The organism is Shewanella sp. 10N.286.51.B7 (assembly GCF_002873615.1).
Classification (GTDB): Bacteria; Pseudomonadota; Gammaproteobacteria; order Enterobacterales; family Shewanellaceae; genus Shewanella; species Shewanella electrodiphila.
This window is the reverse complement of sequence record NZ_MCUF01000038.1, coordinates 64478-91141: the sequence shown is the minus strand read 5'-3', so window position 1 is coordinate 91141 and position 26664 is coordinate 64478. Positions and strand designations below refer to the sequence as shown.

The 26664-nt window shown below is 40.2% G+C and carries 20 protein-coding genes and 4 tRNA genes; 8 read left to right on the top strand and 16 right to left on the bottom strand.

Features of this window, described 5'->3' with window-relative positions:
* The first annotated feature begins 514 nt into the window (after positions 1 to 514).
* Positions 515 to 3490, top strand: coding sequence for a TonB-dependent receptor (locus tag BCU84_RS12280; RefSeq protein WP_102528375.1), 2976 nt, complete (start codon positions 515 to 517; stop codon positions 3488 to 3490).
* Positions 3491 to 3834: 344 nt separating this feature from the next.
* Positions 3835 to 4716: an NAD(P)-dependent oxidoreductase gene (locus tag BCU84_RS12275; protein ID WP_102528374.1), complete on the top strand. Its 882-nt coding sequence runs from the start codon at positions 3835 to 3837 to the stop codon at positions 4714 to 4716.
* 87 nt (positions 4717 to 4803) lie between these two features.
* Here BCU84_RS12275 and BCU84_RS12270 read toward each other — a convergent pair whose 3' ends face one another.
* Together BCU84_RS12270 and BCU84_RS12265 are read right to left on the bottom strand one after the other, a co-directional pair.
* Positions 4804 to 5406 carry a glutathione S-transferase family protein gene (locus tag BCU84_RS12270; RefSeq protein ID WP_347231193.1) on the bottom strand — a complete coding sequence of 201 codons (603 nt, stop codon included), beginning with the start codon at positions 5404 to 5406 and terminating at the stop codon, positions 4804 to 4806.
* A gap of 60 nt (positions 5407 to 5466) precedes the next feature.
* Positions 5467 to 8889: a PAS domain-containing hybrid sensor histidine kinase/response regulator gene (locus tag BCU84_RS12265; RefSeq protein ID WP_102528373.1), complete on the bottom strand. Its 3423-nt coding sequence runs from the start codon at positions 8887 to 8889 to the stop codon at positions 5467 to 5469.
* Between the two features lie 186 nt (positions 8890 to 9075).
* Here BCU84_RS12265 and acs point away from each other — a divergent pair, with 186 nt between their 5' ends.
* The 3 genes from acs to BCU84_RS12250 all read left to right on the top strand — a co-directional run bounded on the left by acs (position 9076) and on the right by BCU84_RS12250 (position 13349).
* Positions 9076 to 11028, top strand: coding sequence for an acetate--CoA ligase (acs, locus tag BCU84_RS12260; protein WP_102528372.1), 1953 nt, complete (start codon positions 9076 to 9078; stop codon positions 11026 to 11028).
* 230 nt (positions 11029 to 11258) lie between these two features.
* Positions 11259 to 13016 (top strand): DEAD/DEAH box helicase, encoded by a 1758-nt coding sequence (locus tag BCU84_RS12255; protein WP_102528387.1) that lies wholly within the window; start codon positions 11259 to 11261, stop codon positions 13014 to 13016.
* A gap of 72 nt (positions 13017 to 13088) precedes the next feature.
* Positions 13089 to 13349, top strand: coding sequence for a GrxA family glutaredoxin (locus BCU84_RS12250; RefSeq protein ID WP_102528371.1), 261 nt, complete (start codon positions 13089 to 13091; stop codon positions 13347 to 13349).
* A gap of 112 nt (positions 13350 to 13461) precedes the next feature.
* Here the strand turns inward: BCU84_RS12250 and BCU84_RS12245 are convergent, their stop codons facing one another.
* The 12 genes from BCU84_RS12245 to ybgC all read right to left on the bottom strand — a co-directional run bounded on the left by BCU84_RS12245 (position 13462) and on the right by ybgC (position 20983).
* Positions 13462 to 14613: a DcaP family trimeric outer membrane transporter gene (locus BCU84_RS12245; RefSeq protein ID WP_102528370.1), complete on the bottom strand. Its 1152-nt coding sequence runs from the start codon at positions 14611 to 14613 to the stop codon at positions 13462 to 13464.
* A 328-nt stretch (positions 14614 to 14941) separates the two neighbouring features.
* Positions 14942 to 15017, bottom strand: a tRNA-Lys gene (locus tag BCU84_RS12240).
* 162 nt (positions 15018 to 15179) lie between these two features.
* Positions 15180 to 15255 (bottom strand) — tRNA-Lys (locus BCU84_RS12235).
* 146 nt (positions 15256 to 15401) lie between these two features.
* Positions 15402 to 15477 (bottom strand) — tRNA-Lys (locus tag BCU84_RS12230).
* Between the two features lie 69 nt (positions 15478 to 15546).
* Positions 15547 to 15622 (bottom strand) — tRNA-Lys (locus BCU84_RS12225).
* Positions 15623 to 15839: 217 nt separating this feature from the next.
* Positions 15840 to 16565 (bottom strand): tol-pal system protein YbgF, encoded by a 726-nt coding sequence (ybgF, locus tag BCU84_RS12220; RefSeq protein WP_102528369.1) that lies wholly within the window; start codon positions 16563 to 16565, stop codon positions 15840 to 15842.
* A gap of 63 nt (positions 16566 to 16628) precedes the next feature.
* Positions 16629 to 17180, bottom strand: coding sequence for a peptidoglycan-associated lipoprotein Pal (gene pal / locus BCU84_RS12215; RefSeq protein WP_102528368.1), 552 nt, complete (start codon positions 17178 to 17180; stop codon positions 16629 to 16631).
* Positions 17181 to 17199: 19 nt separating this feature from the next.
* Positions 17200 to 18528, bottom strand: coding sequence for a Tol-Pal system beta propeller repeat protein TolB (gene tolB, locus BCU84_RS12210; protein WP_102528367.1), 1329 nt, complete (start codon positions 18526 to 18528; stop codon positions 17200 to 17202).
* Positions 18529 to 18537: 9 nt separating this feature from the next.
* A complete protein-coding gene (gene tolA / locus BCU84_RS12205) occupies positions 18538 to 19473 on the bottom strand; it encodes a cell envelope integrity protein TolA (RefSeq protein WP_102528366.1) in 936 nt (311 codons plus the stop codon).
* A gap of 4 nt (positions 19474 to 19477) precedes the next feature.
* Entirely contained in the window at positions 19478 to 19903 is a 426-nt protein-coding gene (gene tolR / locus BCU84_RS12200; RefSeq protein ID WP_102528365.1) for a protein TolR, read from the bottom strand.
* Positions 19903 to 20592, bottom strand: a complete 690-nt coding sequence (gene tolQ / locus BCU84_RS12195) for a protein TolQ (RefSeq protein ID WP_102528364.1) — start codon at positions 20590 to 20592, stop codon at positions 19903 to 19905. The genes tolR and tolQ overlap by 1 nt, the downstream gene beginning before the upstream one ends.
* Entirely contained in the window at positions 20582 to 20983 is a 402-nt protein-coding gene (gene ybgC / locus BCU84_RS12190; RefSeq protein ID WP_102528363.1) for a tol-pal system-associated acyl-CoA thioesterase, read from the bottom strand. Before ybgC ends, tolQ begins: the two co-directional genes overlap by 11 nt.
* Before the next feature lie 783 nt (positions 20984 to 21766).
* Here ybgC and BCU84_RS20725 point away from each other — a divergent pair.
* Complete coding sequence (locus BCU84_RS20725; protein WP_157936220.1) at positions 21767 to 21937, top strand: hypothetical protein; 171 nt, start codon at positions 21767 to 21769, stop codon at positions 21935 to 21937.
* A gap of 588 nt (positions 21938 to 22525) precedes the next feature.
* On the opposite strand, the gene BCU84_RS12185 is transcribed toward BCU84_RS20725, so the two are convergent.
* On the bottom strand, positions 22526 to 23395 hold the full coding sequence (locus BCU84_RS12185) for an OmpA family protein (protein ID WP_102528362.1): 870 nt from the start codon (positions 23393 to 23395) through the stop codon (positions 22526 to 22528).
* 138 nt (positions 23396 to 23533) lie between these two features.
* On the opposite strand from BCU84_RS12185, the gene rnt reads away from it, so the two are divergent.
* The gene (gene rnt / locus BCU84_RS12180) at positions 23534 to 24211 is read left to right on the top strand and encodes a ribonuclease T (protein WP_102528361.1); all 678 of its coding nucleotides are present in this window, start codon (positions 23534 to 23536) and stop codon (positions 24209 to 24211) included.
* Positions 24212 to 24273: 62 nt separating this feature from the next.
* On the opposite strand, the gene BCU84_RS12175 is transcribed toward rnt, so the two are convergent.
* Positions 24274 to 24879 carry a peroxiredoxin C gene (locus BCU84_RS12175; protein ID WP_102528360.1) on the bottom strand — a complete coding sequence of 202 codons (606 nt, stop codon included), beginning with the start codon at positions 24877 to 24879 and terminating at the stop codon, positions 24274 to 24276.
* A gap of 415 nt (positions 24880 to 25294) precedes the next feature.
* Here BCU84_RS12175 and BCU84_RS12170 point away from each other — a divergent pair, with 415 nt between their 5' ends.
* Positions 25295 to 26614, top strand: coding sequence for a Na+/H+ antiporter NhaC family protein (locus tag BCU84_RS12170; RefSeq protein WP_102528359.1), 1320 nt, complete (start codon positions 25295 to 25297; stop codon positions 26612 to 26614).
* Positions 26615 to 26664: the final 50 nt, after the last annotated feature.

Here is a 26664-nt window from a genome sequence, read left to right as displayed (position 1 = left end):
AAGAATCCTCGCCTGAAATTGCAAATTTTTAAATAAGAGTTTAACTCCTGTTTTATATGTACTTTTTAAAACATCACCTAATTTAAACTTGATTTTTTCAATTAAAATCTAGAACTACGTCAATAAGTTCTGTAATAAAAACAACACCGACTGGTATTACCAATACGTAGATTGATACATTACCAAAATTTAGACAACTGTATTTAAACCATCAAAGCCCCACATCTACAACACGACCGTCGATACAGATTAAACCCGATAAAAACAGATAGATAAATCAGAATACAGCTCAGAGCAGGCCCCTGTCTTAGCACTACTAAAGAACAGCCAGTATCGTTCATAAATAGCGACAAACCAAGAAAGATTAGACCTTGGTATACCAATGTGAACATTTTGGTAATAATAGGTTGCATTCGAATTACCCTTGTTATATAAATGTTACTGTTGATAAAAACAACAACAATTGGTCATACCAAAGGGTAATGTATGACCTGATACCATTCTTGGGGGAATTATGAAGCTGAATAAAATAAGTGCCATGTTTAGTGACACTAAAAGTAAAGCGACTAATATATCGATTTTCGGTGCTGCATTAACAGCACTGTTAACACTACCAGCTTACGCTGCAGAACCAACTGAACAAGCAGATACTGATGACATCGAAGTGATTGCTGTTAAAGGTATCTTCGGTAGTTTGAAAGCGGCAAACTTAATGAAACGAACTGATGATCGTATCGTTGACGCTATTGTTGCTGAAGACATAGGTAAGCTACCAGATAACAACATTGCAGAAGCATTACAACGTATTACAGGTGTTTCAATTGGCACTGACTTTGGTGTTGGTGAATCTGTCACAATTCGTGGTGTATCAGAAAACCTTGTACTACTTAATGGCCGTTCAACTGCTGGCGCTGGCCGTGGCGGTATCGGGTTAGATGACTTCCCATCAAGTTTCTTAAAAACAGTAGAAGTGATTAAGTCACCGACTCCTGACATGATTGAAGGTGCCTTGGGGGGTACTGTCAACATGAAAACGATTCGTCCATTAGAACTTTCAGAGCCTCTAGTAGCGATAACGTTAGACGGTGAATACGCAGACAAAACAGAAAATACAGCACCTAATTTCTCTATGGGTATTGGTAATAACTGGGACCTCGGTGATGCGGGTTCATTTGGTGCGTCAGCTAACTTAGCTTATCTAGATCGTGAATTACGCCGTGATGAGTTTTTTAGCAAAGTAGATTTACAAGACAATATTGACATTGATGGTGACGGTATTGTTGATGATTCTGGTGGACCAAATGGTAAATACCTGCGTCGTACTCAGAATACAGTAGAGCAAAAAACAGAAGAACGTGAACGTACTGCTTATGGTATCTCGCTACAATGGGAACCTGTGAGCGCAGAAGCTAATATTTATCTTGATTTGAATGCCACAAAGCTTGACGGTGGTCAATCAGCGTACTCTATTCTTGATGTGGGCGGTTCTAGTGTCGCTAGAAGTGATTCATACTATGATAGTAATGGTGAGTTACATAACTACGATTTAGATGGCGTATTAGTGATTCCAAAAACATGGAGTGACTTCACTACATCGGATACCACTTCACACGCTATTGGCGGTGAATGGTTCTTAACTGATTCAATTGAAATTTCTGCTGAGTACTCTTTATCAAAATCTGAAGAAAAACAAACAGCAAACGAATTCAACCTACGTCCTATCGAACGTACCGATCCTACAACTGATTTAGTGACTCACACCAGTACGAGTAGCTCTTATTCAGGTGGCGGCATTCCTGGTTATATGTATGCCGACTCGGGTATGTTAACTAACCCTGATAACTTAGTGTTCCGTGAATTTTTCCACAAAACACTTGAAACAGACAATGAAGAACAAGCACTTCGCTTTGACTTTAAAATGTCTGATATCGGTGTAGATTGGGTATCAGCGGTTAAAGCTGGTGTTCGCTTTACTGATAGAGACTACACAGCTAATCGTTATGATCTTAAGCCAATTAATGGCAATACCACGCTAAAAGATTCATACAAGAAAGCCGTTGATGATAATGGTAATTTTGCGCCAATCTGGATTGATAATGCGCTTCTTAGCGACAGCATGAACATTGTCAATTTAAATAACTCATTTGATCAAACAGGTGTGAACGGTCAAAACGATTTATTAACATACAATGTTTACGATGCTGATCAGTTGCAAAATACTGAAGCAACTTATGAACTTGTTAAGCAAATGCTTGCAGGCACGTCTTATGCTATGAACGGCTCTTTAGCTGACAACATGGTAGAAGATAATGGTGCATATAAAGAAATTAATGAGAAAACCAGCGCGATTTATGCTCAATTCCATTTGGATTTCGACGACCTAACAGCGGTATTCGGTGGTCGTTATATTCAAACAGAACTTGAATCAAGTGTTGTTGCATCGGTTGATGCTGATGGTAATAAAGTTTTAGATACAGGTAAAAATGATTATTCGGATTTCCTACCTAGCTTAAACGTAACTTATACGTTAACTGACGAAACCTTAATGCGTTTCGCAGCTGCTAAAGTAATGCGACGTGCAGACTTTGATGAATTAAGCCCTGCATTATCAATTGATAACTCGTTAGTGACTGGTACTCAAGGTTCTTACCAACTTGAGCCATACCGTGTAACGCAATATGATTTCTCGGTTGAGCATTACTTTGGAGACGGTGGTCTAGTTTCTGCTGCACTTTTCTATAAAGATGTTAACTCATTTACCCAAACTGACAGCAGCTGTTTAGCAGATGCAAGCACTGTCTCAGGTCAAAACACCACTGAGTGGGGCAACATTTGTTTACTCGACACAGCAGGACAAAGCCAAGGCGATGTTAACTTTGCTACAGAAGATCAAGGTTTAGCTTACGTTGACCAACAAAAAGCGGCTGGCCAAACGGGTATCGTAATCGATACTGACGTTAATGGCGGTAGCGGTGAAGTAAAAGGTATTGAATTAGCTTATCAACAGCAGTTTACCTTCTTACCTGGTTTCTGGTCTGGTTTTGGTGTTAATGCCAACTATACCTATGCAGATAGTGCACAGCCTGACGGTAACCCTCTTCTAAATATTTCAGAAAATACGGCTAACGGTCAAATTTACTGGGAAAATGAAGATCTTCAGTTCCGTTTAGCATACAACTGGCGTGACCGTTACTTATATTCACAAGCTGAAAAACGTGTTCAAACAGTGGGTGCTTTAGGTTATAACGTCTTTAACCAAAATGACCCTACTGCAGACAACTTTGATGCAACTGTGGGTAACAACTACCGTGAAGCGCGTGGTCAGTTTGATTTCTCTGCTAGCTGGGATATTAATGAACACTTTGCTGTTGTCGGTAACGTTGTGAACTTAACAGGTGAACCAATTGAGTACACAACTGAGCTAGGTTCAGTATGGAAATACAGTGAATCAGATCGTCGTTACACTCTAGGTCTACGCGCTAGATTCTAATTTAGCCACACCTTCGAAGAGAGCCTATTAAACATTAATGGGCTCTCTTAAATAAATACAAATAGCCACACCACTTTGTTTACTTCAAAAAACAACCAACATCACAAAATCACAAATTGGTAAACCAATTAAGATAATTGGTCAGTAATAGTTTGGCTTTACAGTCTTATTGTAATACAATTAAAAATCAGAAGTAAGTAAAGAATTCGAATCATTAATTGAATATATAAAGCCAACACTGAAATTCAGTCATCGCTTTATAAAAATAACTTAGCACGCCTATTCTAGATGCTAGATTTTATTAGCATTCGGATAGCATTTACCAATATATTTAGGAGTTAGATATGACAAAGCCTGTCATTGGTTTCATCGGACTTGGCCTTATGGGCGGCAACATGGTTGAGAACCTTCAAAAGAGAGGTTATCAAGTCAATGTAATGGATCTTAGTGCAGAAGCTGTTGCTCGTGTTATTGACCGTGGTAACGCAACTGCCTTTACTTCAGCAAAAGAACTAGCAGCAGCGAGTGACGTTGTTCAATTCTGTTTAACAACTTCAGCTGTTGTTGAAAAAATTGTTTACGGTGATGACGGTGTTTTAGCCGGTATTAAAGAAGGATCTGTATTAGTTGATTTCGGTACTTCTATCCCTGCTTCTACTAAGAAAATCGGTGCTGCACTAGCAGAAAAAGGCGCTGGCATGATTGATGCACCTTTAGGTCGTACTCCTGCACACGCTAAAGATGGTCTGTTAAACATCATGGCTGCTGGCGAAATGGAAACATTCAACAAAGTTAAAGCGCTTTTAGAAGAGCAAGGCGAGAATGTATTCCACCTAGGTGCATTAGGTGCTGGTCATACTACGAAGTTAATTAACAACTTCATGGGCATGACAACCGTTGCAACTATGTCTCAAGCATTTGCTGTAGCAAAACTTGCTGGTGTTGACGGACAACAACTGTTTGACATTATGTCAGCTGGTCCTTCTAACTCACCTTTCATGCAGTTCTGTAAGTTCTACGCTGTAGACGGTGAAGAAAAATTAGGTTTCTCTGTTGCTAACGCAAACAAAGATCTTGGTTACTTCCTTGCAATGTGTGAAGACTTAGGTACTAAGTCTTTAATCGCTCAAGGTACTTCAACAAGCTTACAAGAAGCGGTTGATGCAGGTATGGGTCAGAATGACGTACCAGTAATTTTTGATTACTTCACTAAACTAGCAAAGTAATTTAAAACTGACTCAAAAAACCTTACTAGGGTGTCACTGTTTGAACAGTCACACTCGGTAAGGTTTTTTTTATGCCTGTAATATCCCTTAGTCTATCATTGCCACATACCTAATTTGCTCAGTGATTCTAAATAACCAGTTTTGAATATTGGGATATACTGACAAGTCAAAACCGCCTTCATGAGCAACATGAGTGTATGCATAAAGGGCAATATCAGCCAAAGTAAATTGCTCCCCTATCATAAACGGCTTAGCTAGAAGCTCTTTATCGAGCAAACTTAATATCTGCTCACCTTTCTCATGTAACACAATATATTCAGATTGACGTTCAGCAGGCATATTTTGATAAAACTGAATAAAACGCGCCACTGCGATGCAAGGTTCGTGTGTGTATTGCTCATAAAACATCCATTGATACATTAATGCCTTGTCGAATGTATCATGAGGGATCAACTGCGAACCTTCAGCTAAGTAACCAATGATTGCGTTTGATTCAGCCAATATTTTGCCATCAGGCAGTTCAATAATGGGGACTTTACCTTGTGGGCTTTTAGTTAAAAACTCAGAGGTTTGCGTCTCCCCTTTAAGTAAGTCTACGTTTTTCCACTGATAGTCTATGTTGAGTAAACTTAGAGTTAACTTAATTTTGTAACAGTTACCTGACTTTTCATCCCCAAAGACTGTAATCATTCTTCATCCTTTCAATTTGTTTTTTCAATACTTAAGTCTGTGACTTAATATCTAAAAATTTTATTTTACTAGGCTTGAAATAAGTGCCCTCAGCGCTGCGGGTTTTACCATTTTCGCCATATAGTGATAGCCACGTTTTTGAACATCATCAACGAGATCTTTATTAGTATTGGCTGTAATCAAAATGCCAGGTAGATGCTCACCATAACGAGAGCGAATACCGTCCATCGCATCCACGCCATTTTGGTCATTATCTAAGTGATAATCCGCTAACACAATATCTGGTGCCACGCCTTTTAAGCCCAGCTTAATACGTGCATCGGCTAAATCAGAGGCGCAAACCACTTCACATTTCCAGCGGGTTAATAAACTTTCAAGCCCTGCTAAAATAGCTTCTTCATTATCAATACATAACACTTTCACCCCCGCTAACGGTTGAGTTAATGTTGGTACTGGCTTTATCACTTTCTCGCTAATCGTTTCTCCAAGGGGCACAATTATCGAAAATACAGAGCCCTGGCCGAGCTTTGAGCTCACTTGAATTTGATGGTCGAGTACTTTGCTTATTCTATCTGCAATCGCCAACCCTAACCCCAATCCGCTGACATTGCGGCTACTAGGATGGTTTAGCCGTTTAAATTCTTTAAAGATTTCTTCGGTTTCGTTTTCGTCAATGCCACAGCCTGTATCCAATACTTGGATCTCAACAAAATCACCACGGCGGCGACAACCAAGCAATACTTGACCACCTTTGGCGTAACGATAAGCATTGGTTAAGAAGTTTTGTAAAATACGTCTTAATAAGGATAAATCAGAATTAATCGTGGCATTACAAGGCATCATGTTAAATCGAATTTGATTATCTTTCGCCATCGCCTCAAACTCTACAGCTAAACCATTTAACAGTTCACCCAATGCGAAATCTCGGCGATTAACTTCGACCATGCCTGAATCAAGCTTAGAAATATCGAGTAAATCCGTTAATAGCTCACCAGCTGTGCGCAAAGAGTTATTAATATGCGAAATGGTGGTTTTACCTTCCAAATCCAAATTTGGATATTGAGCAAGCGAAGCGGTAAATAATCGAGCGGCATTTAAAGGTTGCATCAAGTCATGACCAACTGCTGCTAAGAAACGACTTTTCGAGGCATTAGCAAGCTCTTCTTGGGCTTTAGCCTCAAGCAGTTCACTGTTAAGCATCGCCAATTCATAAGTACGCTCTTGCACACGAGTTTCTAAGGTTTCATTCGCTTCAATTAATGCTTTTTCTTGCAGGCGATATTGCGTAATGTCAGTAAAGGTCATTACAAAGCCACCATCAGGCATTGGATTACCTTGTATCTTAATGACTTTGCCATCACGGCGCTGACGCTCAGAAGTATGCTCTGTGCCATTACGCATGTGTTGCACCCGAATATCAACTTGAGTTTCGATATCTCCTTCACCGCAATAACCTCTAGCAGCATTAAAGCGAACCACTTCACTAATCGGCATACCTTGCTGTAAAAAACCTTCAGGATAATCATACAGCTCAGCATATTTAAAGTTCCATGCAACAAGGTTTAAGTCTTTATCGACAACACTCATACCTTCATATGCATGCTCAATCGCACCACGAAGCATGTCTTGGCTTAAAATGATTTTTGAAGAGGCTTCATCCACTAAGCTGAACACTTCATCAAGGGCTAAGTCACGCCCTTGTAGAACAGAATCCATGACCAATGAGGCGCTTGAAGCACCTAACACACCTGCCAGCATATGTTCTGTGTGAGAAATAAGCGGCTCCCCTGCCACTTTATGCCACGAGTCACTGCGCACTGCGTCGGGTGAAAATTTACTAAAGCTCTCATAAGCCCGAGTAGGACTGACAAATCGACTCGCAAGGATTAATAAATCTTGCTGTGAAATAGCACCATGTTTACGGTTAGCATCTTTTTTATCGCCCTGCTTATTAACCCCTGGATTAATAAAGTGACTTGCTTGAATACGTTCAGCGACACCGGCTCTAAACCATAAAGAACCTAAAACATAACAAATTACATTGGCTAAAAGTGCAATCAAGGTATCAGCAACTTCAGGGCTGATTGAAGCTAATAATCCTGTTTCTCCGCCAAGTCCGACACTACCTTCAAATAAAATATAACACCAAAGCGAAAAGCCAACCGCTAAACCAAGAAACACCCCAGAACGGTTACCATACTTCCAATACATTCCGCCTAATAAAGCCGGTGCTAATTGCGCAAATGCACCAAAAGATAACTGACCAAGATGTGATAATGACTCACTATTACCAAACAATAGGTAACTCAAGTAACCTAACGCCAGAATGATAACGATGGCTAAACGGCGCGCGTTTAATAAGAATCTAGCAAACTGATTAAAATTGGTACCGTTAACGCGCCCAGTACGTAGCATAAATGGGACTAACCATTCATTACTTATCATTACACTAATGGTCACAACCGCTACGATGACCATCCCTGTAGCGGCAGATAAGGTACCCAGTAGTGCAATAACCGCAAGCACGGGTTGATCGAGTGCTAACGGCAGATTAATCACATAAGTGTCAGCAGCAACGTTATCTCCTAGCAATAAGGTGCCAGCTAGAGCAAGCGGAGCAACAAACAAACCAAACATGGCGAGGTATAGCGGAAATATCCATCGCGCTTTATTCAGTACATTTTCTTCAGCACACTCTACGACCATCACGTGGAACTGACGTGGCATACACATAAAGGCCGCAATACCCACCAACATTTCGGGTAAAAATGAAACAATATTCAAATTACCTTTTTTAATAATGTCTTTTTCTGATGCTTGTTGCCAAATGTCGCCAAAGCCATCAAAAAATCCATAGGTAATCACAAAACCAACAATCAAAAAAGCGGCTAATTTGACTAATGACTCAAATGCAATAGCCACCATCATGCCAGGATTATGCTCGGTAGCATCTAGCTTTCTTGTGCCAAATAAAATCGCAAAAATGGCTAAAACGAAGGTGATTAATAAAGGGACACTCACAGGACTGAGTGGCTGATTATCGGGTTGAAAAAGATTTAAACTAAATACCATCGCTTTAAGTTGTAAGGCGATGTAAGGCATTATTCCAAATAAAGCAATTAAGGTAACGATGGCGGCTAAGGTCTGAGATTTACCATATCGCGCAGCTATAAAATCAGCAACAGAGGTAATATTTTGCGCTTTTGAGATGATAACCATCTTGCGCAGTACCCCAAAACCTAGGGTAAAGACCAGTATCGGACCTAAATATATTGGTAAAAATGACCATAAATCGTTTGCAGATTGACCTACTGTGCCCAAAAAACTCCATGACGAACAATAAACCGCTAGACTTAAGCCGTATATCCAAACCTGCACCTTTTTGGTGATCTTGCTAAACCACCGCTCAGCACCCCATGCCAAGATGAACAGTAAAGAAACATAGCAAATTGCAATGACAGCAACGACTAAGGTTAAATTCATGGCTTTCTCTTCTTATTATATTTGCTTAATAATTGGGCAATAATTCTGTATCAATTTGATGCCATGCTAACATGCGCAACAGGTTAAATATTAAGGATATTTTAAAACTAGACCAAGGTCTAATAGTGTTAACCTCACCTTGCAGACGATACTTTCGTAACGCTAAATTCGACAAAGGGAAGCCATATGAGCTCGCAGTCTCTCTATAAAGTACCAGCAGATTTTGCAACCAACGCACTGGTAGACAATGATACCTATAAGAAAATGTACCAAGAATCTGTGGTAAATCCAGAAGGTTTTTGGAGAGAACACGGTAAGCGTATTGATTGGATCAAACCCTACACCAAAATTAAGAAAACATCATTTGATGATCATAACCTTTCCATCAATTGGTTTTATGACGGTACATTAAACGCATCAGCGAACTGTTTAGATCGCCACCTTGAAAAGAATGGCGACCGTGTTGCTATCATTTGGGAAGGCGATGATGCCACTGAACAACGTAAAATAACTTACCGTGAATTGCACACTGATGTGTGTAAGTTTGCTAACGCCCTTCGTAGCCAAGGTGTTTGTAAAGGTGATGTCGTTACAATCTACATGCCTATGGTCCCTGAAGCGGCTGTAGCAATGTTAGCTTGTGCTCGCATTGGTGCGGTCCATTCAGTAGTGTTTGGTGGCTTCTCACCAGACTCTATCGCCTCTCGTGTAATTGATGGTAATTCAAAAGTTCTTATTACTGCCGATGAAGGTGTTCGTGGTGGACGAAAAATCCCATTAAAACGCAGCATTGATGATGCGCTGAATAATCCTGATGTGGATTGTGTGGAAAAAGTCATTGTACTTAATCGTACTGGTGGCGACATCGATTGGGTTGAGGGTCGTGACGTTTGGTGGAGCGATGTGATGGCAACAGCATCAGAACATTGCCAAGCAGAAGAAATGGGCGCAGAAGACCCGCTATTTCTACTTTACACTTCCGGTTCAACTGGTAACCCTAAAGGCGTTTTACATACGACCGGTGGATACATGGTCTACGCTTCAATGACTCACGAATACGTCTTTGATTACAAAGAAGGTGAAGTCTACTGGTGTACTGCTGATGTAGGCTGGATTACAGGTCACTCGTACATGGTTTATGGCCCATTAGCTAACGGGGCAACAGTACTTATTCATGAAGGTGTTCCTAACTCCCCAGGCCCTTCTCGTTTAGGTGAAATGATTGACCGTCATAAAGTTAATATCCTTTACACTGCACCGACATTAATCCGTGCATTAATGGCTGAAGGTAAAGAACAGTTTGAAGGTTTCGATGGTAGTTCGTTACGCGTCATGGGCTCAGTAGGCGAACCAATCAACCCGGAAGCATGGCGTTGGTACCATGAAGTCATCGGGCATGAGTCTTGTCCTATTGTCGATACCTGGTGGCAAACAGAAACTGGCGGGATTTTGATTAGCCCGTTACCTGGCGCAACTGATGCAAAACCAGGCTCTGCGACTCGTCCTTTCTTTGGCGTGCAGCCAGCTCTAGTGGATAACATGGGCAACATTTTAGATGGCGCTGTCGATGGAAACCTAGTCATTCTTGACTCATGGCCTGGACAAATGCGCACGGTTTATGGCGATCATGACCGATTTGCACTGACATATTTTAAAACCTTTAGAGGTATGTATTTCACTGGCGACGGTGCACGTCGTGACGAAGATGGATATTACTGGATTACCGGACGTGTGGATGATGTTATCAATGTTTCTGGTCACCGTTTAGGTACTGCTGAAGTTGAGAGTGCCCTAGTTTCACATGAGCTAGTTGCTGAAGCCGCTGTAGTTGGTTACCCCCATGACATCAAAGGTCAAGGCATCTACGCTTATGTGACTCTGACCAAAGGTGTTGAAGAAACCGAGGAGCTACGTCAAGGGCTTCGCCAATGGGTAAGAAAAGAAATTGGTGCCCTCGCGACCCCTGATTTAATTCAATGGGCTGGCGGTCTACCTAAAACACGTTCAGGCAAGATTATGCGTCGATTCTTACGTAAAATTGCCGCTAATGAAGTCACTAACTTAGGTGATTCGTCGACATTGGCAGATCCAGCCGTTATCGATACCCTAATTGAATCACGTTTGAATAAAACAGAATAACGCTAACAATATTTGTTAGCGGTTATTCAAAACCTTTTACGTCCTACCCACCTAGAGAATCTTGACCAGATTCTCATTGCCCCCTCAATTGAGGGGGCTTTTTTATGTCACATAACCATTTTAGCAATCTCATTGTTCCTGATTTAGCGGGCTTCCATGCTAAAGTAGCTATTCAGTCATGAGTCATGCTCATATTTCTAATTATTGAATTATTATTAAACAACGAGTTTATGTCAGTAACCATTTCGCTTCGTGATTATCAGCAAGATTCAGTCAATGCGGCTATTACTCACTTTAAGAAAAGTAATGATTCAGCAGTATTAGTTTTACCTACCGGTGCAGGAAAAAGCATTGTTATTGCAGAGCTTGCACGGATCGCTCGCGGTAATGTTCTAGTACTCACTCATGTAAAAGAGTTAGTGGCACAAAATGCTGAAAAAGTGGCTCTGCTCACCGAAGAGGCCAGTATCTATTCTGCGGGTCTAAATCAAAAGAAAGCCGTTGGTAAAACCGTTGTTGCCAGTGTGCAATCTGCAGCTCGGGCACCTGAAAAATTTACTCAAGTGTTTTCATTAGTCATCATCGATGAGTGTCATCGAGTCAGTAACGATGAAAATAGTCAATACTGGCAACTACTTGAACATTTAAAAAAACAAAACCCACAACTTAAACTGCTAGGTTTAACCGCCACGCCCTATCGATTAGGATTAGGATGGATTTTTCGCCACCACTATCACGGTAAAGTCGGCAATACTGAAAAGCCTATATTTGAGCAATGTATTTTTGAATTGCCTATGCGTCCGCTAATCAAGCAAGGGTATTTAACCGCCCCGAAAATCTTTGATGGCTTAAGTGCACAATATGATTTTAGCCAAGTCACGCCTTCTGAAACAGGGGAATTCCCCCAAAAAGAAGTTGATGACTTGCTCAATCATCAAGGTCGTGCAACCACAGCAATTATCAAACAAGTTCTACAACTTGCAGAGCAGCGTAAAGGCGTGCTTATTTTTGCAGCTACGGTTAGGCATGCAAAAGAAATCATTAAATTGCTGGCAGATGATGCCGCTTTAATTACTGCTGATACACCTCATATTGAACGCGATGAAATCATTTCCCGCTTTAAACAGCAGCAACTTAAATTCATAGTTAACGTTGCGGTATTAACTACAGGGTTTGACGCGCCTCACGTTGATTTAATCGCGATATTAAGACCAACTGCATCAGTGAGCTTATTTCAACAGATGATTGGCAGAGGATTACGTTTAGCGCCTAATAAAGCTGATTGCTTAGTCATAGATTACGCTGCAAATGGCTATGATTTATATTTCCCAGAAGTCGGCCAAATAAAAACTAACAGCAAGTCGGTTCCAGTTCAGGTTCATTGTCCTGTATGTCAATTTGCCAATACCTTTTGGGGGCTAGTTGATGGCGACGGTGATATCGTTGAACATTTTGGTAGGCGCTGCCAAGGGCTTATCGAAAATGCTCACGATACTCAAAAACATCAATGCGATTTTCGTTTTCGCTCTAAATCGTGCCCAGACTGCGGCGCTGAAAATGATATTGCTGCGCGTATTTGTCAAACTTGCCAATCAACCTTGATTGATCCCGACAAACGCTTAAAACAAGTGCTTTCATCACAGCATCATCATTTATTTAAATGCCAAGAAATGCAGTTAGTCGCTGAAGGCAATAAATTAATAGTCCAGTATTTTGATATTGACGCCAATGACTTTAAACAAACGTTCAGAATGGAAACACCCGCTCAACGTCGCGCCCTATTCGCCATTTTTATTGCACCTCATTCTCGCACTCCAGGAATGAAACACCCACAATATAAATCACCTCAGGAATTAGTCGTGTCGTCTGAAAACTTTAAAACTCCTGATTTGCTATTATTAAAAAAACACAAGAATAAATGGGATTTAGTTGAAAAGTTTTTTGACTACAAAGGCCGTTATAAAACAATCAATGAGAACAGTTTTTAATTGGGTAAGGTATAAATTATCAATTCAATAAAACTTATGGTATAAATCGTCAAATCAAAAAAAGGAGTCACTATGTTTGTTGTAATTTTTGGCCGTCCAGGCTGCCCATATTGTGTTCGTGCTGTTGAATTATCAGAAAAATTAACTGCGCAGCGTGACGATTTTAAATTCAAATACGTAGATATTCATGCTGAAGGCATTTCTAAAGCAGATTTAGAAAAAACAGTAGGCAAGCCTGTTGAAACTGTACCGCAAATCTTTGTCGATGAAACTCACGTAGGTGGTTACACTGAATTCGAACAGTATGTTCGTTCAAACAACTTGTTAGGCTAATTAGCAACTTAAAAGTTGATAATTCACCTCATTAAAAAAGGGTTAATTCAATTGAATTAACCCTTTTTGATGTAACAAAGCTCATGGGGGGAGAAGTTACACGTAAACTGTTTTACAGAACGTATTTAGCTGAGAACATAATTCGGCTTAAATCACCATCACTACCATCTTCTCTTTCGTTCATTGCATACATATATTCAACACCAAAAGTTAATGGCTTAGTTGGAGAATAAAGTAAGTTAATATAGCTTGAGTAAGACTCGGCATTCACTTGATCGCTTGATAACATTGTGTCGTTATCTGCTTTAAATGCTGATACGGTTAAACTTGAACGCCATTTATCATTCCACCAGTGGCGATAAGCAGCATAACCACCATAAGAACTGATGGTCTGGATTTCACCTGAAGCATCAAGGTTACCAGCGTTAGCATAGTTAAGCGCCATATAACGCCCTAAACCTTCACCGTATGTCGCTGAAAATTTAAAATCGTCTCCACCTACAGGAATGATGCCTGCGATGCTAGCGCCGTAGCCCATTTCAGTTGAGTCAACAGCTTGTGTACCAACATTTTGTTCTACGTTTAACTGACGTAAAATACCTGCAACAGAAATCGCTGTACCACCTTCAGTCTTAAAGTTATAGCGCGCAACCACATCAGGTACGATACCACTGCCACTGGTTAATCGAGAGGATGTTTGATATTGGTTAACTGTTGTTTCAGGGTTTTCAATCGCTAATTGGAATCCACCATTGGTATAACGAATCATTGCTTGACGCACGAACGGCGTACCTTCTGCTGCGCCAACAAAATCTAAGTTTTCTGGTAATGCACCTGGATTTTGGAAGGTCGTCCATGTTTGGCCCACGGTCCAATTATCGTAACTAATAAATGCCTGGCGAATTCGAGGTGAATAACTATTAGAAACACGCTCATTACCATCGCTGTGTGTCATAAAATCTAATTCAATAAAACCCGTTAATTTATGGCCGTCAAAATCAGACACGGTTTTGAAATTAAATCGAGTTTCACGGGCTTGAAAGTCGACGACTTGATTACCATTGCCGGCTTCCCCATAAATAGTACCTGGAACATAAAACTGACGAGATAAACTTCCTGAGTCTGGAGCTCCGTTACCATAATCACTGAACATCACATCAGCTTTAACATAACCACCAAACTGCATGTCAGTATCCGCATAACTCACATTACTTAATGCCAGCATCGAAATACCTATTATTAAACCAATTTTTGCTTGTTTCATCATGCTCTCCCTGTTCTTATCATCCATAGCAATATGACCCAGTTAACAACTAATCAACATTAGCAATAGGTCTATTAGACAAAAGTAGATGAGGAGCCACTTAAATTATCAGAGAAGAATGACACGAGTTATGGGTAAATATTTAAATTAAAAAGGTTTAGCAATAAAAGTGAAGATAAGAAAAAGAATGCTTAAAAGCTGTAGATACTAATTTAGTTTTATAGAAGAGTGTAACTTTTAATATCACGGTAGTAAGTGTAAAGCGAAGTTAAATATTGAGAGGAGGAACTGAATTAAAGCCAAACGGGCAATCTCACTTTCAGAAAAGTGGTGGGTCGTGAAGGATTCGAACCTTCGACCAATTGGTTAAAAGCCAACTGCTCTACCAACTGAGCTAACGACCCATCTATATTTCATTAAAACTTATGTCTTAATTGGAGAGAAAGCCAACTGTCTATTCTTGTTAACAAGAGCACGAACAACTGAGCTAACGCCCCATCTAGTTTTACGTAATGATTTATTACGTCTGAATTAAAGCCAAACTGGCAATCTCACTTTCAGAAAAGTGGTGGGTCGTGAAGGATTCGAACCTTCGACCAATTGGTTAAAAGCCAACTGCTCTACCAACTGAGCTAACGACCCATCTATGTTTCACTAAAACTTATGTCTTAATTGGAGAGAAAGCCAACTGTCTGATTGAACGAACAACTGAGCTAACGACCCATCTAGTTTTACGTAACGATTCATTACGTCTAAATCTATGCCTAACTGGCAACACCTTTAGAAAGTGGTGGGTCGTGAAGGATTCGAACCTTCGACCAATTGGTTAAAAGCCAACTGCTCTACCAACTGAGCTAACGACCCATCTAGTTTTACGTAATGATTCATTACGTCTGAATTAAAGCCAAACTGGCAATCTCACTTTCAGAAAAGTGGTGGGTCGTGAAGGATTCGAACCTTCGACCAATTGGTTAAAAGCCAACTGCTCTACCAACTGAGCTAACGACCCATCTTTGTTAATTAGATTAAGTGAAGACTATAAATAGAGTTCAATCAATCTGTCATCAAAATAAGTTAATCTAACCTGTTTAATGACCCCAGAACGTCGCTCCGTTCTGAGGGCGCCTATAATACCTTTTTCATCTTCTCATGCAAGCGCAATTTATGGTTTTTTTGCCGTTTGCACTAAAAATAAACTAAGAGGCTGTTTTTTAGTTAAATTAGGCTTATAAAGCCGACAGTTGTTGTTGTGCTAGTCGAGCGGAGGCACTATTGGCATATTCTTTTAATACACGGTTATAGAAAGTCTTTGCTGTAGCACTATCACCTTCTTTCTCTGCGATCATGCCTAGCTTGACTAAACTATCACCACGTTTATTAGAATTAGGGTATTTTGTCACTACAGTATCAAAAGCTTGCTTAGCTTCAGCAAACGTTCCTTTATTAAATAATAACTGACCAAGCCAATAATTAGCATTCGCTGCATAAGTGGAATCTGGGTATTGTTTAATAAAACCACTGAAGGCAGGAATCGCTTCATCGTACTTTCTTTCTTTCAATACTAAATTAACCGCTTGCTCATAGCTTGCCGTTTCACCTAGCGTCGAGTTTGATGAAGAACCTGCACTTGAATCTGCAACAGTAACTGTTGTTGACGCTGCACTTGCTGATAAATTGGCAATTTCTTCGTAGAGCTGACGTTGACGTTGAAGCATTTGACTAATTTGGTAATCTTGCTGCTCATTAATGCCACGCAAATCGAGAACTTCACGTTGTAATGCATCTAAACGTTGTTGTGCTTCAAATTCAGTTTGTTGTTTCGCTTTAATAATACGCTCTAAACGAGAAATTCGATCATCATTTGACCCACTAGCAATATCTTGTACTGGTGCAGGTGCCGCTGTGGCGCCTGCAGCTACAAACATTGCAGCAACTAAAACAGCATGTTTCATCAATAAACTCCTAAACTGGCCAGCTAGGCTGGCCTTCCGTAAACGTCAGTTCTTTTAACGTTATTAATAAACTAAAACACCACGACGGTTTTTAGCAAAACCACTCTCTGAGCGAGAAAAATCTAATGGCTTTTCTTCACCATAGCTCACTACGCTCATTTGGCTTGCTTGAACGCCCATGCTTTGTAAGTACTTAGCAATGGCTTTGGCACGGCGCTCGCCTAAAGCGATGTTGTACTCAGGCGTACCACGCTCATCTGCATGACCCTCAATAAGTACTCGAACGTTTGGGTGTTCAACTAAGTAGTTACCGTGTGCTTGGATAATTGCAGCATTTTCGCTTTGCACTTCACTGCGGTCGAAGTCAAAGTAAATAATGTTTTGAGCGCGTAATTCTTCTTGCTCAACACGTTGCTGCTCTTCAGGGGTTAAAATAGGTGCAACGCCACCAGTTTCAACACCACCAGAACCATATTCACCGCCAGTTGTCGTGGTAGTAGTACCACTTGTAGAACCACTCGCGTCAGTTTCAGATTCTGAAGTTGTGCTACATGCACCTAATGTCATAACAGGTACAACAACTAACATAGCTTTAAACAACTTATTCAGATTCATGGGTAATCCTTAATTAATTTTATAGAAATGGAGACCAGGCAGGCGATTTCACTTCGCCTTGGCCCGCTGGTAGTCTTGCTTTAAATCGTCCATCCATAGATACCGCTGCTAACACTTGTTTACCGCGGTAAGTAGTACCATAGATAACCATGGTTCCATTTGGTGCAATACTCGGTGATTCATCAAGTTGAGTCGAAGTCAGCACTTGCATAAAGCGAGTTTTAAGATCCATTCTCGCAATATTGTATTTACCATTAGTACGGTTAACAAAAATCATACTACGACCATCTGGAGTAATAGTACCACCTAGGTTCCACTCTCCTTCAAATGTGACGCGTGATATTTTACCTGTGCTTAATTTTACTTGATATATTTGTGGTTTGCCGCCACGTTCAGACGTAAAAATTAACGATTGACCATCAGGCATCCAAGAAGCTTCGGTATCAATGGCATAATGATTAGTCACACGTTTTAATGCTCTCGTGGCAATATCAATAACATAGATTTCTGGCTGACCATCTTTAGATAAGGTAACAGCAAGTTTTTTACCATCTGGAGAAAAGCTAGGTGCACCATTAATGCCATTATGAGAGCTAACTTTTACTCGCTCTTGGGTATAAATATCCTGAACAAAAATTTCCGCTTTACGGTTTTCAAAACTCACATAAGCTAAACGACGGCCATCAGGTGACCAAGCAGGTGACATTAAAGGTTCAGGAGAACGTAGCAACATTTGCTCGTTATACCCGTCGTAATCGGAAATCATCAAATGATATGGTGATTTTTCACCTTGTTTGACAACAACGTAAGCAACTCGACTTAAGAAGGCACCACGAATGCCTGTGAGTTTCTCATAAACGATGTCGCTGATACGGTGACCATATTGTCTAAACTGTGCTTCACTAATGACAGTTTCACGACTTTCCAGCAATAAATCGCTTGATGGCATTGGACCTTTATCAGTTTGCAGTTGAGCTTTCACTAAATCAATCAGATCGAAGCTAACTAAATATTGATTAGTACCATATGGTTTTATCGAGCCGACTAATAACGCTTCTGATTCAGTATCGCCCCAACCTGTCGCAACAAACTCTTTAACAGTACTAATATTGGCCTGTGGTAACCCACGTGCATCAAGTGGGCTAAAAGTACCACTTCTAGCTAAATCGCTATTAACGACATCACTGATCTGCTCTGGTGCTGGCCCTGTTCCCTGCCAAACAAAAGGCATAATCGCGATGGGTCTTGCGGCGTCAACCCCTTCAGTAATAACAATATCTAATGCTGCGTTAGCGGTAGTACTGGTGAAAAGTACCAATATCGTTAACCATTTTGCCAAAATCTTCATGTGACTCCTTTAATTAAATTCCGGTGATACGGTTAAATTAATTTCTTTCATTTTTTCATAGACATCTGGTTCAGAAGAAACCGGTAAACGTCCAGCGTTGTTAATTGCAGCCTTCGCCGCACGGCAAACCACAGGATCACCGCTTACAGTTTTACTCGAAGTAACAAAGCCATCTTTAGCCAAGCGAACATTGACTACGCAACTTTTTCCTCGCATTGACTCATCAACAATTAATCGTCGCTGTATCGCAGATGTAATCATAGCGGTATATTTATTGACTTCACTTACAACCTGTCTGCTACGAGCAGCTGATACCGCCACTTGCTCGGCAGCCATCGCTTCCGCCATTTCACGCTCTTGACGAGCACGTTCCGCTTCTTCAGCTTTACGCTTTCTTTCAGCTTCTTCTTTACGTTTACGCTCATCTTCACGTTTTTTAGCCGCAGCAGCTTCTTCCGCTTTACGTTTTTCAGCGGCTTTTTTCTCAGCAGCTTGACGTTCAGCTTCTTGCTTTTTACGTAAATCTGCAGCTTTTTGTGCCTTAGCTTTTTCGTCTGCTTCTTTAAGCTTGGCTGCTTTGGCTGCGTTATTAGCTTTGAGTGTTTCTTGCTCTTTTAACTTTCGCTGATTTTCAAGCTGTTTAATACGCTCTTGCTCTTTACGTACTTCATCTTTCGCTTTGCGGGCTTGTCTATCTAGCTCTGCTTGACGCTCTCGCTCCAATTGCTGAGCATCAGCGCGTTGCTTCTTCAATTTTTCGGCATGTTCGTTAATACGTTGCTGATCAACCACCACTGCTTGCACTATTGGCTCAGATTGCTGTGCTTGTGGTAAATGCTTTGGTTTATCATCAAAGCTAATGCCTAATGCTAACGCCACAATCACACCGACATGAACACCAGCAGAAATGGTAATGGGTAAGGTTAATTTAGATTTAGCAGTCACTAAATTACTCCTTAGGTGAATCAGTCATTAAGCCAACAGCTGGCACACCTGCGCCTTGCAAACTGACCATTAACTGAATCACATTTTCATATGGAATGCGGCGATCTGCTTTAACAACCACAGGTCTTTCAGGTTCAAGCAATATCATTGCCCCAACTTGAATTGATATTTCATCCAATGAAAGTGGATCGTCATTTGAGCCACTGCCCACATTTAAGAAGTATTCACCAAATTCGTCTATCGACGCGACAATCGGTGGCTTACTTTCAGCAGGCAAAGGCTCTGCTTCACCTTGAGGTAATTCAACTTTGACACCTTGAGAAACAATAGGCGCGGTAACCATAAATATGATCAGCAGCACCAACATGACATCAATATAAGGTACAACATTGATTTCGGCGACCGGACGACGGCGCTTACGTTGATACATTACACCGCTTCCTTCTCACTGTAGGCTTGGCGTTGCAATATGTTAGAGAACTCTTCCATAAAGTTAACGTGTGCCATTTCAATCTTTTCAACTTGTGTAGAGAAACGGTTATAACCAATTACTGCAGGAATAGCAGCAAACAAGCCCATGGCTGTCGCAATCAAAGCTTCAGCAATACCTGGAGCAACCATTGTTAAGGTCGCGTTTTCAACAGCGCCAAGTGCAATGAATGAGTTCATGATGCCCCATACTGTTCCAAACAAGCCAATGTATGGGCTAGTAGAACCAATGGTAGCGAGTAAAGGAAGGTGGGTTTCTAAGCGCTCAACTTCACGGGATAAACTCACTCGCATAGCGCGCGTTGTTCCGTCCATGACAGCTTCGGGTGATTTACTATTAGCCTGACTTAAACGAGAATACTCTTTAAAGCCTGCGACAAATAAAGCTTCAAGACCTGAAACGCCTTCATTTCGAGCTGACAATTCTTTATACAATTTATTTAAATCTACACCAGACCAAAATGTATCTTCAAACTTCACTGATTTAGCGCGTGCACTATTAAGTAACTTGCGGCGCTGAATAATCACAGCCCATGAGGCGATAGATAAGCATAATAAAGTTAGCATCACTAACTTAACGAGAACACTTGCCTCTAAAAAAAGACCGATAAAAGAAATTTCAGCTTGCACGATTAAACTCCTGCACAATATTTAATGGGATAGCTCTTGGTCGCATACGTGATAACGCGATACAAGCGACAATAATAGTGCCTTCACAATAACAGTCGCCTTTATCATCAAGCAAACGCTGCTTAAATACCAAAGAGGCTTTTTTCAATTCTATGACCTTAGACTCAACAAATAAGTTCTGTTCAAACCTTGCTGCAATGCGAAAATCTAATTCAGCATGCTTAACAACAAAAGCAATATCTTCTGCTAACAGTTTACTTTGTACGATTCCCATGGACTTAAGCCACTCTGTACGGGCACGTTCAAAGAAATTTAAGTAGTTAGAATGATAAACTACCCCACCAGCATCGGTGTCTTCATAATAAATAGAAATAGGCCATGTAAACATAATAAGCGATTGTGAATTTTGCGTAATAAAAGATGGCTTACTATACCGAGTACCACAACGCTTGTGAACAAAATGACTGGGTAAAGCAGGCTTTATTTTATGGTTCGATGCTTAATTTGCCATTAAAAAACCCCTTTTGCAGGCATAAGCGTAAGAAATGAAGAAACTTTAATGTTAACCCTTGATATATTTACATTCTATTAACTTATATTGAAGCAAGCTTGATTCAAGAATGGACAAATTATCAGCAACACATTAATTAATCTATCGCTCTATCTCAATCTCCTGCGCCATTCAGCCCAGCCAAATATCCATGGGTATACTTATAAATACTAATCATGACAACAAGGCTGATCTTTAGACCATGTTTTCGTTGGCGATTTATACAGGTTTTCATACATTAGAAACTGGGGGTTCCAGCAAGCTTGAGCTTTCAGGTGACGTAATCAATATTGGTATTTAGCAAAATCAGCTTCGAGTTCTCTATACTTATATTGAAAGTAGCTTTTTTAAAGTCGCTTTGTATTTAAGTCGCTTTATATTTAAGTAGCTTTCTTTAAGTAGCTTTCTTTAAGTAGCTTTCTATTTAAGAAGCATTCTATTTAACAAGCTTCGAATATAAGCAACTCTGCGTGTAAGTCGCTTGGAGTAGAAGTAACTTTATATGTACCTAGCTTTGGATATATAGAATATCAGTTTGGATAAGTTAATTTATTGCTTTTATCGATAATAAACTCGTGCTTCCTCGTAAATAGAGATGCTACCAACACAGATAAAATCAGTCCTGTGAATCAAGAATTAACCGCAACTGAATATTTAGTAAGCAAATTCATTGTTAAACAGTCAAAACGAACTGACATTATTCGCTTTGATAACTTATCCAATATTGAACAGCCTAATCAATTAGTGATCTCTATCACCATTTCAACCAACGCCCCTAATTACACAGGCTTTTAAAGTAAATTAAATATCAAAAAATATTATCAATCATGCTTGGCATGCTGATATTTAACAATTGTATATCATAGCTAAAAAGGCAGAATCCGACTAAATATGCACTCAGTACGCTTATAAAGTTTATTTTATTCCATTTTGAACACTTTAATGTGATTACGGTAAAAACCCCCTTTAAAAGTTATATTAGTTTTACTAATGATAAACTGAAATTTTTCTAGTTTGTCAGACTAGAGTAAAATCTCTAATATACATCTTGTTTTCAGGACATAGCTAATTTAGTTATTGAAAACCAAGAACTCCAAGATGATGTACCCCAATACCTCATCTTATCCCTGGTTCTTATGCTTGACTTCCTTCCTTGAATTTGTGAATACAAATTGTTTGGCCCGCTTATTTTAAGCGGGCTTTTTTTTATCTAAAATTTAGCATTTACAAAATCTCAAATAATCACTTTTTGATAGGCATAAAAAATGGCTTAGCTGGGTTTGCTAAACCATGATCAATACGTAGATATTTTATATTGTTTTTTTAAGTAAAGTGACTTGGGGAACTTTCAAATAATAAATCAGCCAAATCTCGCCAGCAAGATTAAATGCTTTTTGATATTTTTATCACAACACGGCGATTTCGCGCTCTTTCTTCAACAAGGTTATTTGAAGCGACATGTCGCCTTTCGCCATGGCCTGTTTTATGAATACGGCTTTCTTCAATGCCGCTGGCAACGAGTAAGTCGGCAACAGAGTCTGCACGACGCTCAGATACTCTTTGGTTTATTGAGCGTCCACCATAACTATCTGTATATGCATCAACAAAGATTAATTCAACATCAGAGTCATAGGATAAGTACTCTTGGACACGATTAAGTTGCTGTTTAGAAAAACGGGTTAAGTTAGTTCCGCCTTCCTCGTAATTTAACACGGTAAAAGCGATATCATCAAAACCATAAGGTAATAAGGTTGATAGGCATGAACGAAATTGTCTGTATTGACCACCAAAATTTGCAGCCGACAAGCCGACAGCGACTTTATCATTTTGATTATACCAATCAGCATAGTAAAACGTCGGTTGCATACCTTTACTTAGCTCAGACAGCATAGACCAAGCTGCTTGTTTAGGTACTTCACCATTAAACTGCTTTTGATACTTAAGTTTGGTAATAGCTTTCTCATTAACCCCTGGACGCCATTGAGGCGCTTTGCTGATTAATTCAGCATTTGTCACTTGATCAGGCTTGTTCCACATATCGAGGGTAAAGTTAAGGTTTAAGTCTTTACCTGCTCGACTCGTAAACACAGCCTTACCATAATCAGGAATATCATGCTCTAAGCGGCATTCAATTGGGCTGTTTTGGCTGATGCGCCACATTGAGTCGTCTAGAGACGCAACATAGTGTTGTAGATCAGCTTGTGCTGAACATACAAAGCCTAAGCTCGATAAAAGAATTGCTTTACGCCACATAAAAACACCCTGTTTGATGGTCACAATTCTATATCGGCATAGTTTTATTATTCTTTAGCAGAGAAATCACACAATCAAACATGACACTTGGCCACAGTTTTAGCATAATAGCCGACATATTAGAGAATGAGGTTTTTAATGAGCGATATCTGCGACGCAAACAAATTCAAACACCGCTTTAGAGGCTACTTTCCAGTTGTTATCGATGTCGAAACAGCAGGATTCAATGCCGCAACTGATGCGTTGCTAGAAATAGCGGTCACCACCCTTAAAATGAATGCCGATGGCTTTATCGAGTTAGATAAAACCCAGCACTTTCATATTGAGCCATTTGAAGGGGCAAACCTTGAGCCTGAAGCATTAGCATTTAATGGCATTGATCCAACTAACCCATTACGCGGTGCGGTTGATGAAAAACAAGCATTCCTAGAAATCTTCAAAAATGTCAAAAAGGCTCAAAAAGCCGCTGATTGCCACCGCTGTATCATCGTTGCGCATAACGCAGCATTCGATATTGGCTTTATAAATAAAGCGATTGAGCGAAATGATTTGAAACGTTCTCCGTTTCACCCTTTCGCCACTTTCGATACCGCAACGTTAGCAGGTCTCGCTATCGGACATACTGTACTTGCTAAGGCATGTAAAATGGCAGGTATAGATTTCGATAATAAAGAAGCTCACTCAGCTTTATACGATACCGAACGTACCGCTGAATTATTCTGTTATATCGTCAATAAATGGAAAACATTGGGTGGTTGGCCAATGGTGAGTGAAGAAGCTGACGAAGTTGAAGTAAAAGAAGACTCAGAAAGCTAATCACAATCTAAAGACACAAAAAAAGCTGCCTAGGCAGCTTTTTTGATTTCTAACTATCGCTATTAAAGCTTGTCAGAATTGTCTTTTAAGTAAGAAGCAACACCTTCAGTTGTTGCAGTCATACCTTTATCGCCTTTTTCCCAACCTGCAGGACAAACTTCACCGTGCTCTTCGTGGAATTGTAGCGCGTCAATCATACGTAGCATTTCATCAACGTTACGACCTAGTGGTAAGTCGTTCACTACTTGGTGACGAACTTGGCCTTCTTTGTCGATTAAGAAAGAGGCACGGAAAGCAACACCAGCTTCTGGATGCTCAACATCGTATGCTTTACAAATTTCGTGCTTAACGTCAGCAACTAATGTGTAGTTAACTTCACCGATACCGCCTTTATCTACAGCAGTATTTCTCCAAGCGTGATGCGAGAACTGAGAATCGATTGAAACACCGATAACTTCAACGCCACGTTTAGTGAACTCTTCAATACGATGATCAAATGCGATCAACTCTGAAGGACACACAAAAGTGAAATCTAGTGGGTAGAAGAAAACAACTGCTGACTTACCTTTAATCGCGGTAGATAGATTGAAACTATCAACGATTTCACCAGTACCAAGAACCGCTGCGGCAGTAAAATCTGGGGCCGGACGGCCTACTAATACGCTCATTTTATATCTCCATCTATGGATTGAAAAAAACTTAAAAACAATGCCTGTTAAACTGAGTAGCATTATACCCAAACAAAAGCATTATGCGAGGTTGCTCACACATTTGCTTTTGCCTGATAAAAAAATGTACCTTGCATATTTGCGGTATACCTTACCCCTAATTGCTTAAAGAAATAAGTCTTTTAAGATGAAATTTGGTTTACATGCTGAAAAAACACGCCAGAACGATATTGGCCAGAGACAAAAGATTAATTTCAACATAGTGACAGGCCTTGTTACATCAATGAAAAAACCTCCTTACATGCCTACACTTTTTGTAAACTCATTAGAGATAAACTGGACATGGCCTTTGATACAGACAAGAATAACTTCACTATGTCTATCAAATAACAAAACTTAATAAGAATAAATTAATATGAATGCGGTCGTAATTGCTGTCACCTTAATGCTTGCATTAAGTCTCATGCGTGTGAATGTTGTCATCGCGCTTACTGTAAGTGCACTTGTTGCAGGTCTCGTTGGAGGCTTAGATATCCATCAGACAATCGCAGCTTTTAATGACGGTCTTGGAGGCGGAGCGCAAATTGCGTTAAGTTACGCCTTACTTGGCGCGTTTGCAGCCGCTTTATCACATTCTGGTTTAACGACCTTGATATCGCACAACATCATTAAAAAAGTAGGTAAAGAGCCAAACAGCACAAATACTCTAGTAGTGCGCTGGCTATTACTTGCATCAATATTGTTAATGGCCATAAGTTCTCAAAATATTTTGCCGATTCATATCGCATTCATTCCAATTTTAATTCCGCCATTACTGCATGTATTAAGCAAGCTACAAATAGATAGACGTCTGGTTGCGTGTATTATCACTTTTGGCCTTGTTACAACTTATATGATCCTACCTGTTGGTTTTGGTGGCATTTTCTTAAATGACATCTTACTTGCCAATTTAAACAACAACGGTCTAGATGCGGTTAAAGAACAAATCCCAGCAGCTATGTTACTGCCTGCTTTAGGTATGATAACTGGTCTACTTACTGCAGTATTTATTACCTACCGTAAGCCGCGCGTTTATAAAGCCACTGACATCACAGTAGAGCAAGAAGTGGTAGGCATTAATAAAAAGACCATCATCATTTCTTTAATTGCAATTTTGGCTACCTTAGTTGTTCAGCTACAAACAGATTCAATGATTTTTGGTGCACTAACCGGTTTTATCATCTTCCGCTTCTCAGGCATTATAAAACCTGATGTAAGACAAGATATGTTCAACCAAGGTGTATTAATGATGGCCAACATTGGCTTCATTATGATTGCAGCTGCCGGTTTTGCTGCTGTGGTTAAATCAACCGGTGAAGTCAGTACTTTAGTCACCTCGCTTGGTGACATCATTGGTGACAACAAAGCCTTAGCCGCATTACTAATGTTGGTTGTCGGTTTGTTGATTACCATGGGGATTGGCTCGTCTTTCTCAACCATTCCAATTATCGCCACGATTTATGTACCTTTAGCATTAACCTTCGGTTTCTCTGTGGCGGCAACTATTGCATTAGTGGGAACAGCTGCAGCATTGGGTGATGCAGGCTCACCAGCGTCAGATTCAACCTTAGGACCAACAGCCGGCCTTAATGCTGACGGCCAGCACGATCATATTCGTGACAGTGTTATCCCGACCTTTATTCACTACAACATTCCGCTAATCGGTTTTGGCTGGATTGCTGCCATGGTGCTGTAGTCGGATAAGAAATTGAAACACAGCCCAACAAAAAAGGAGCCATATGGCTC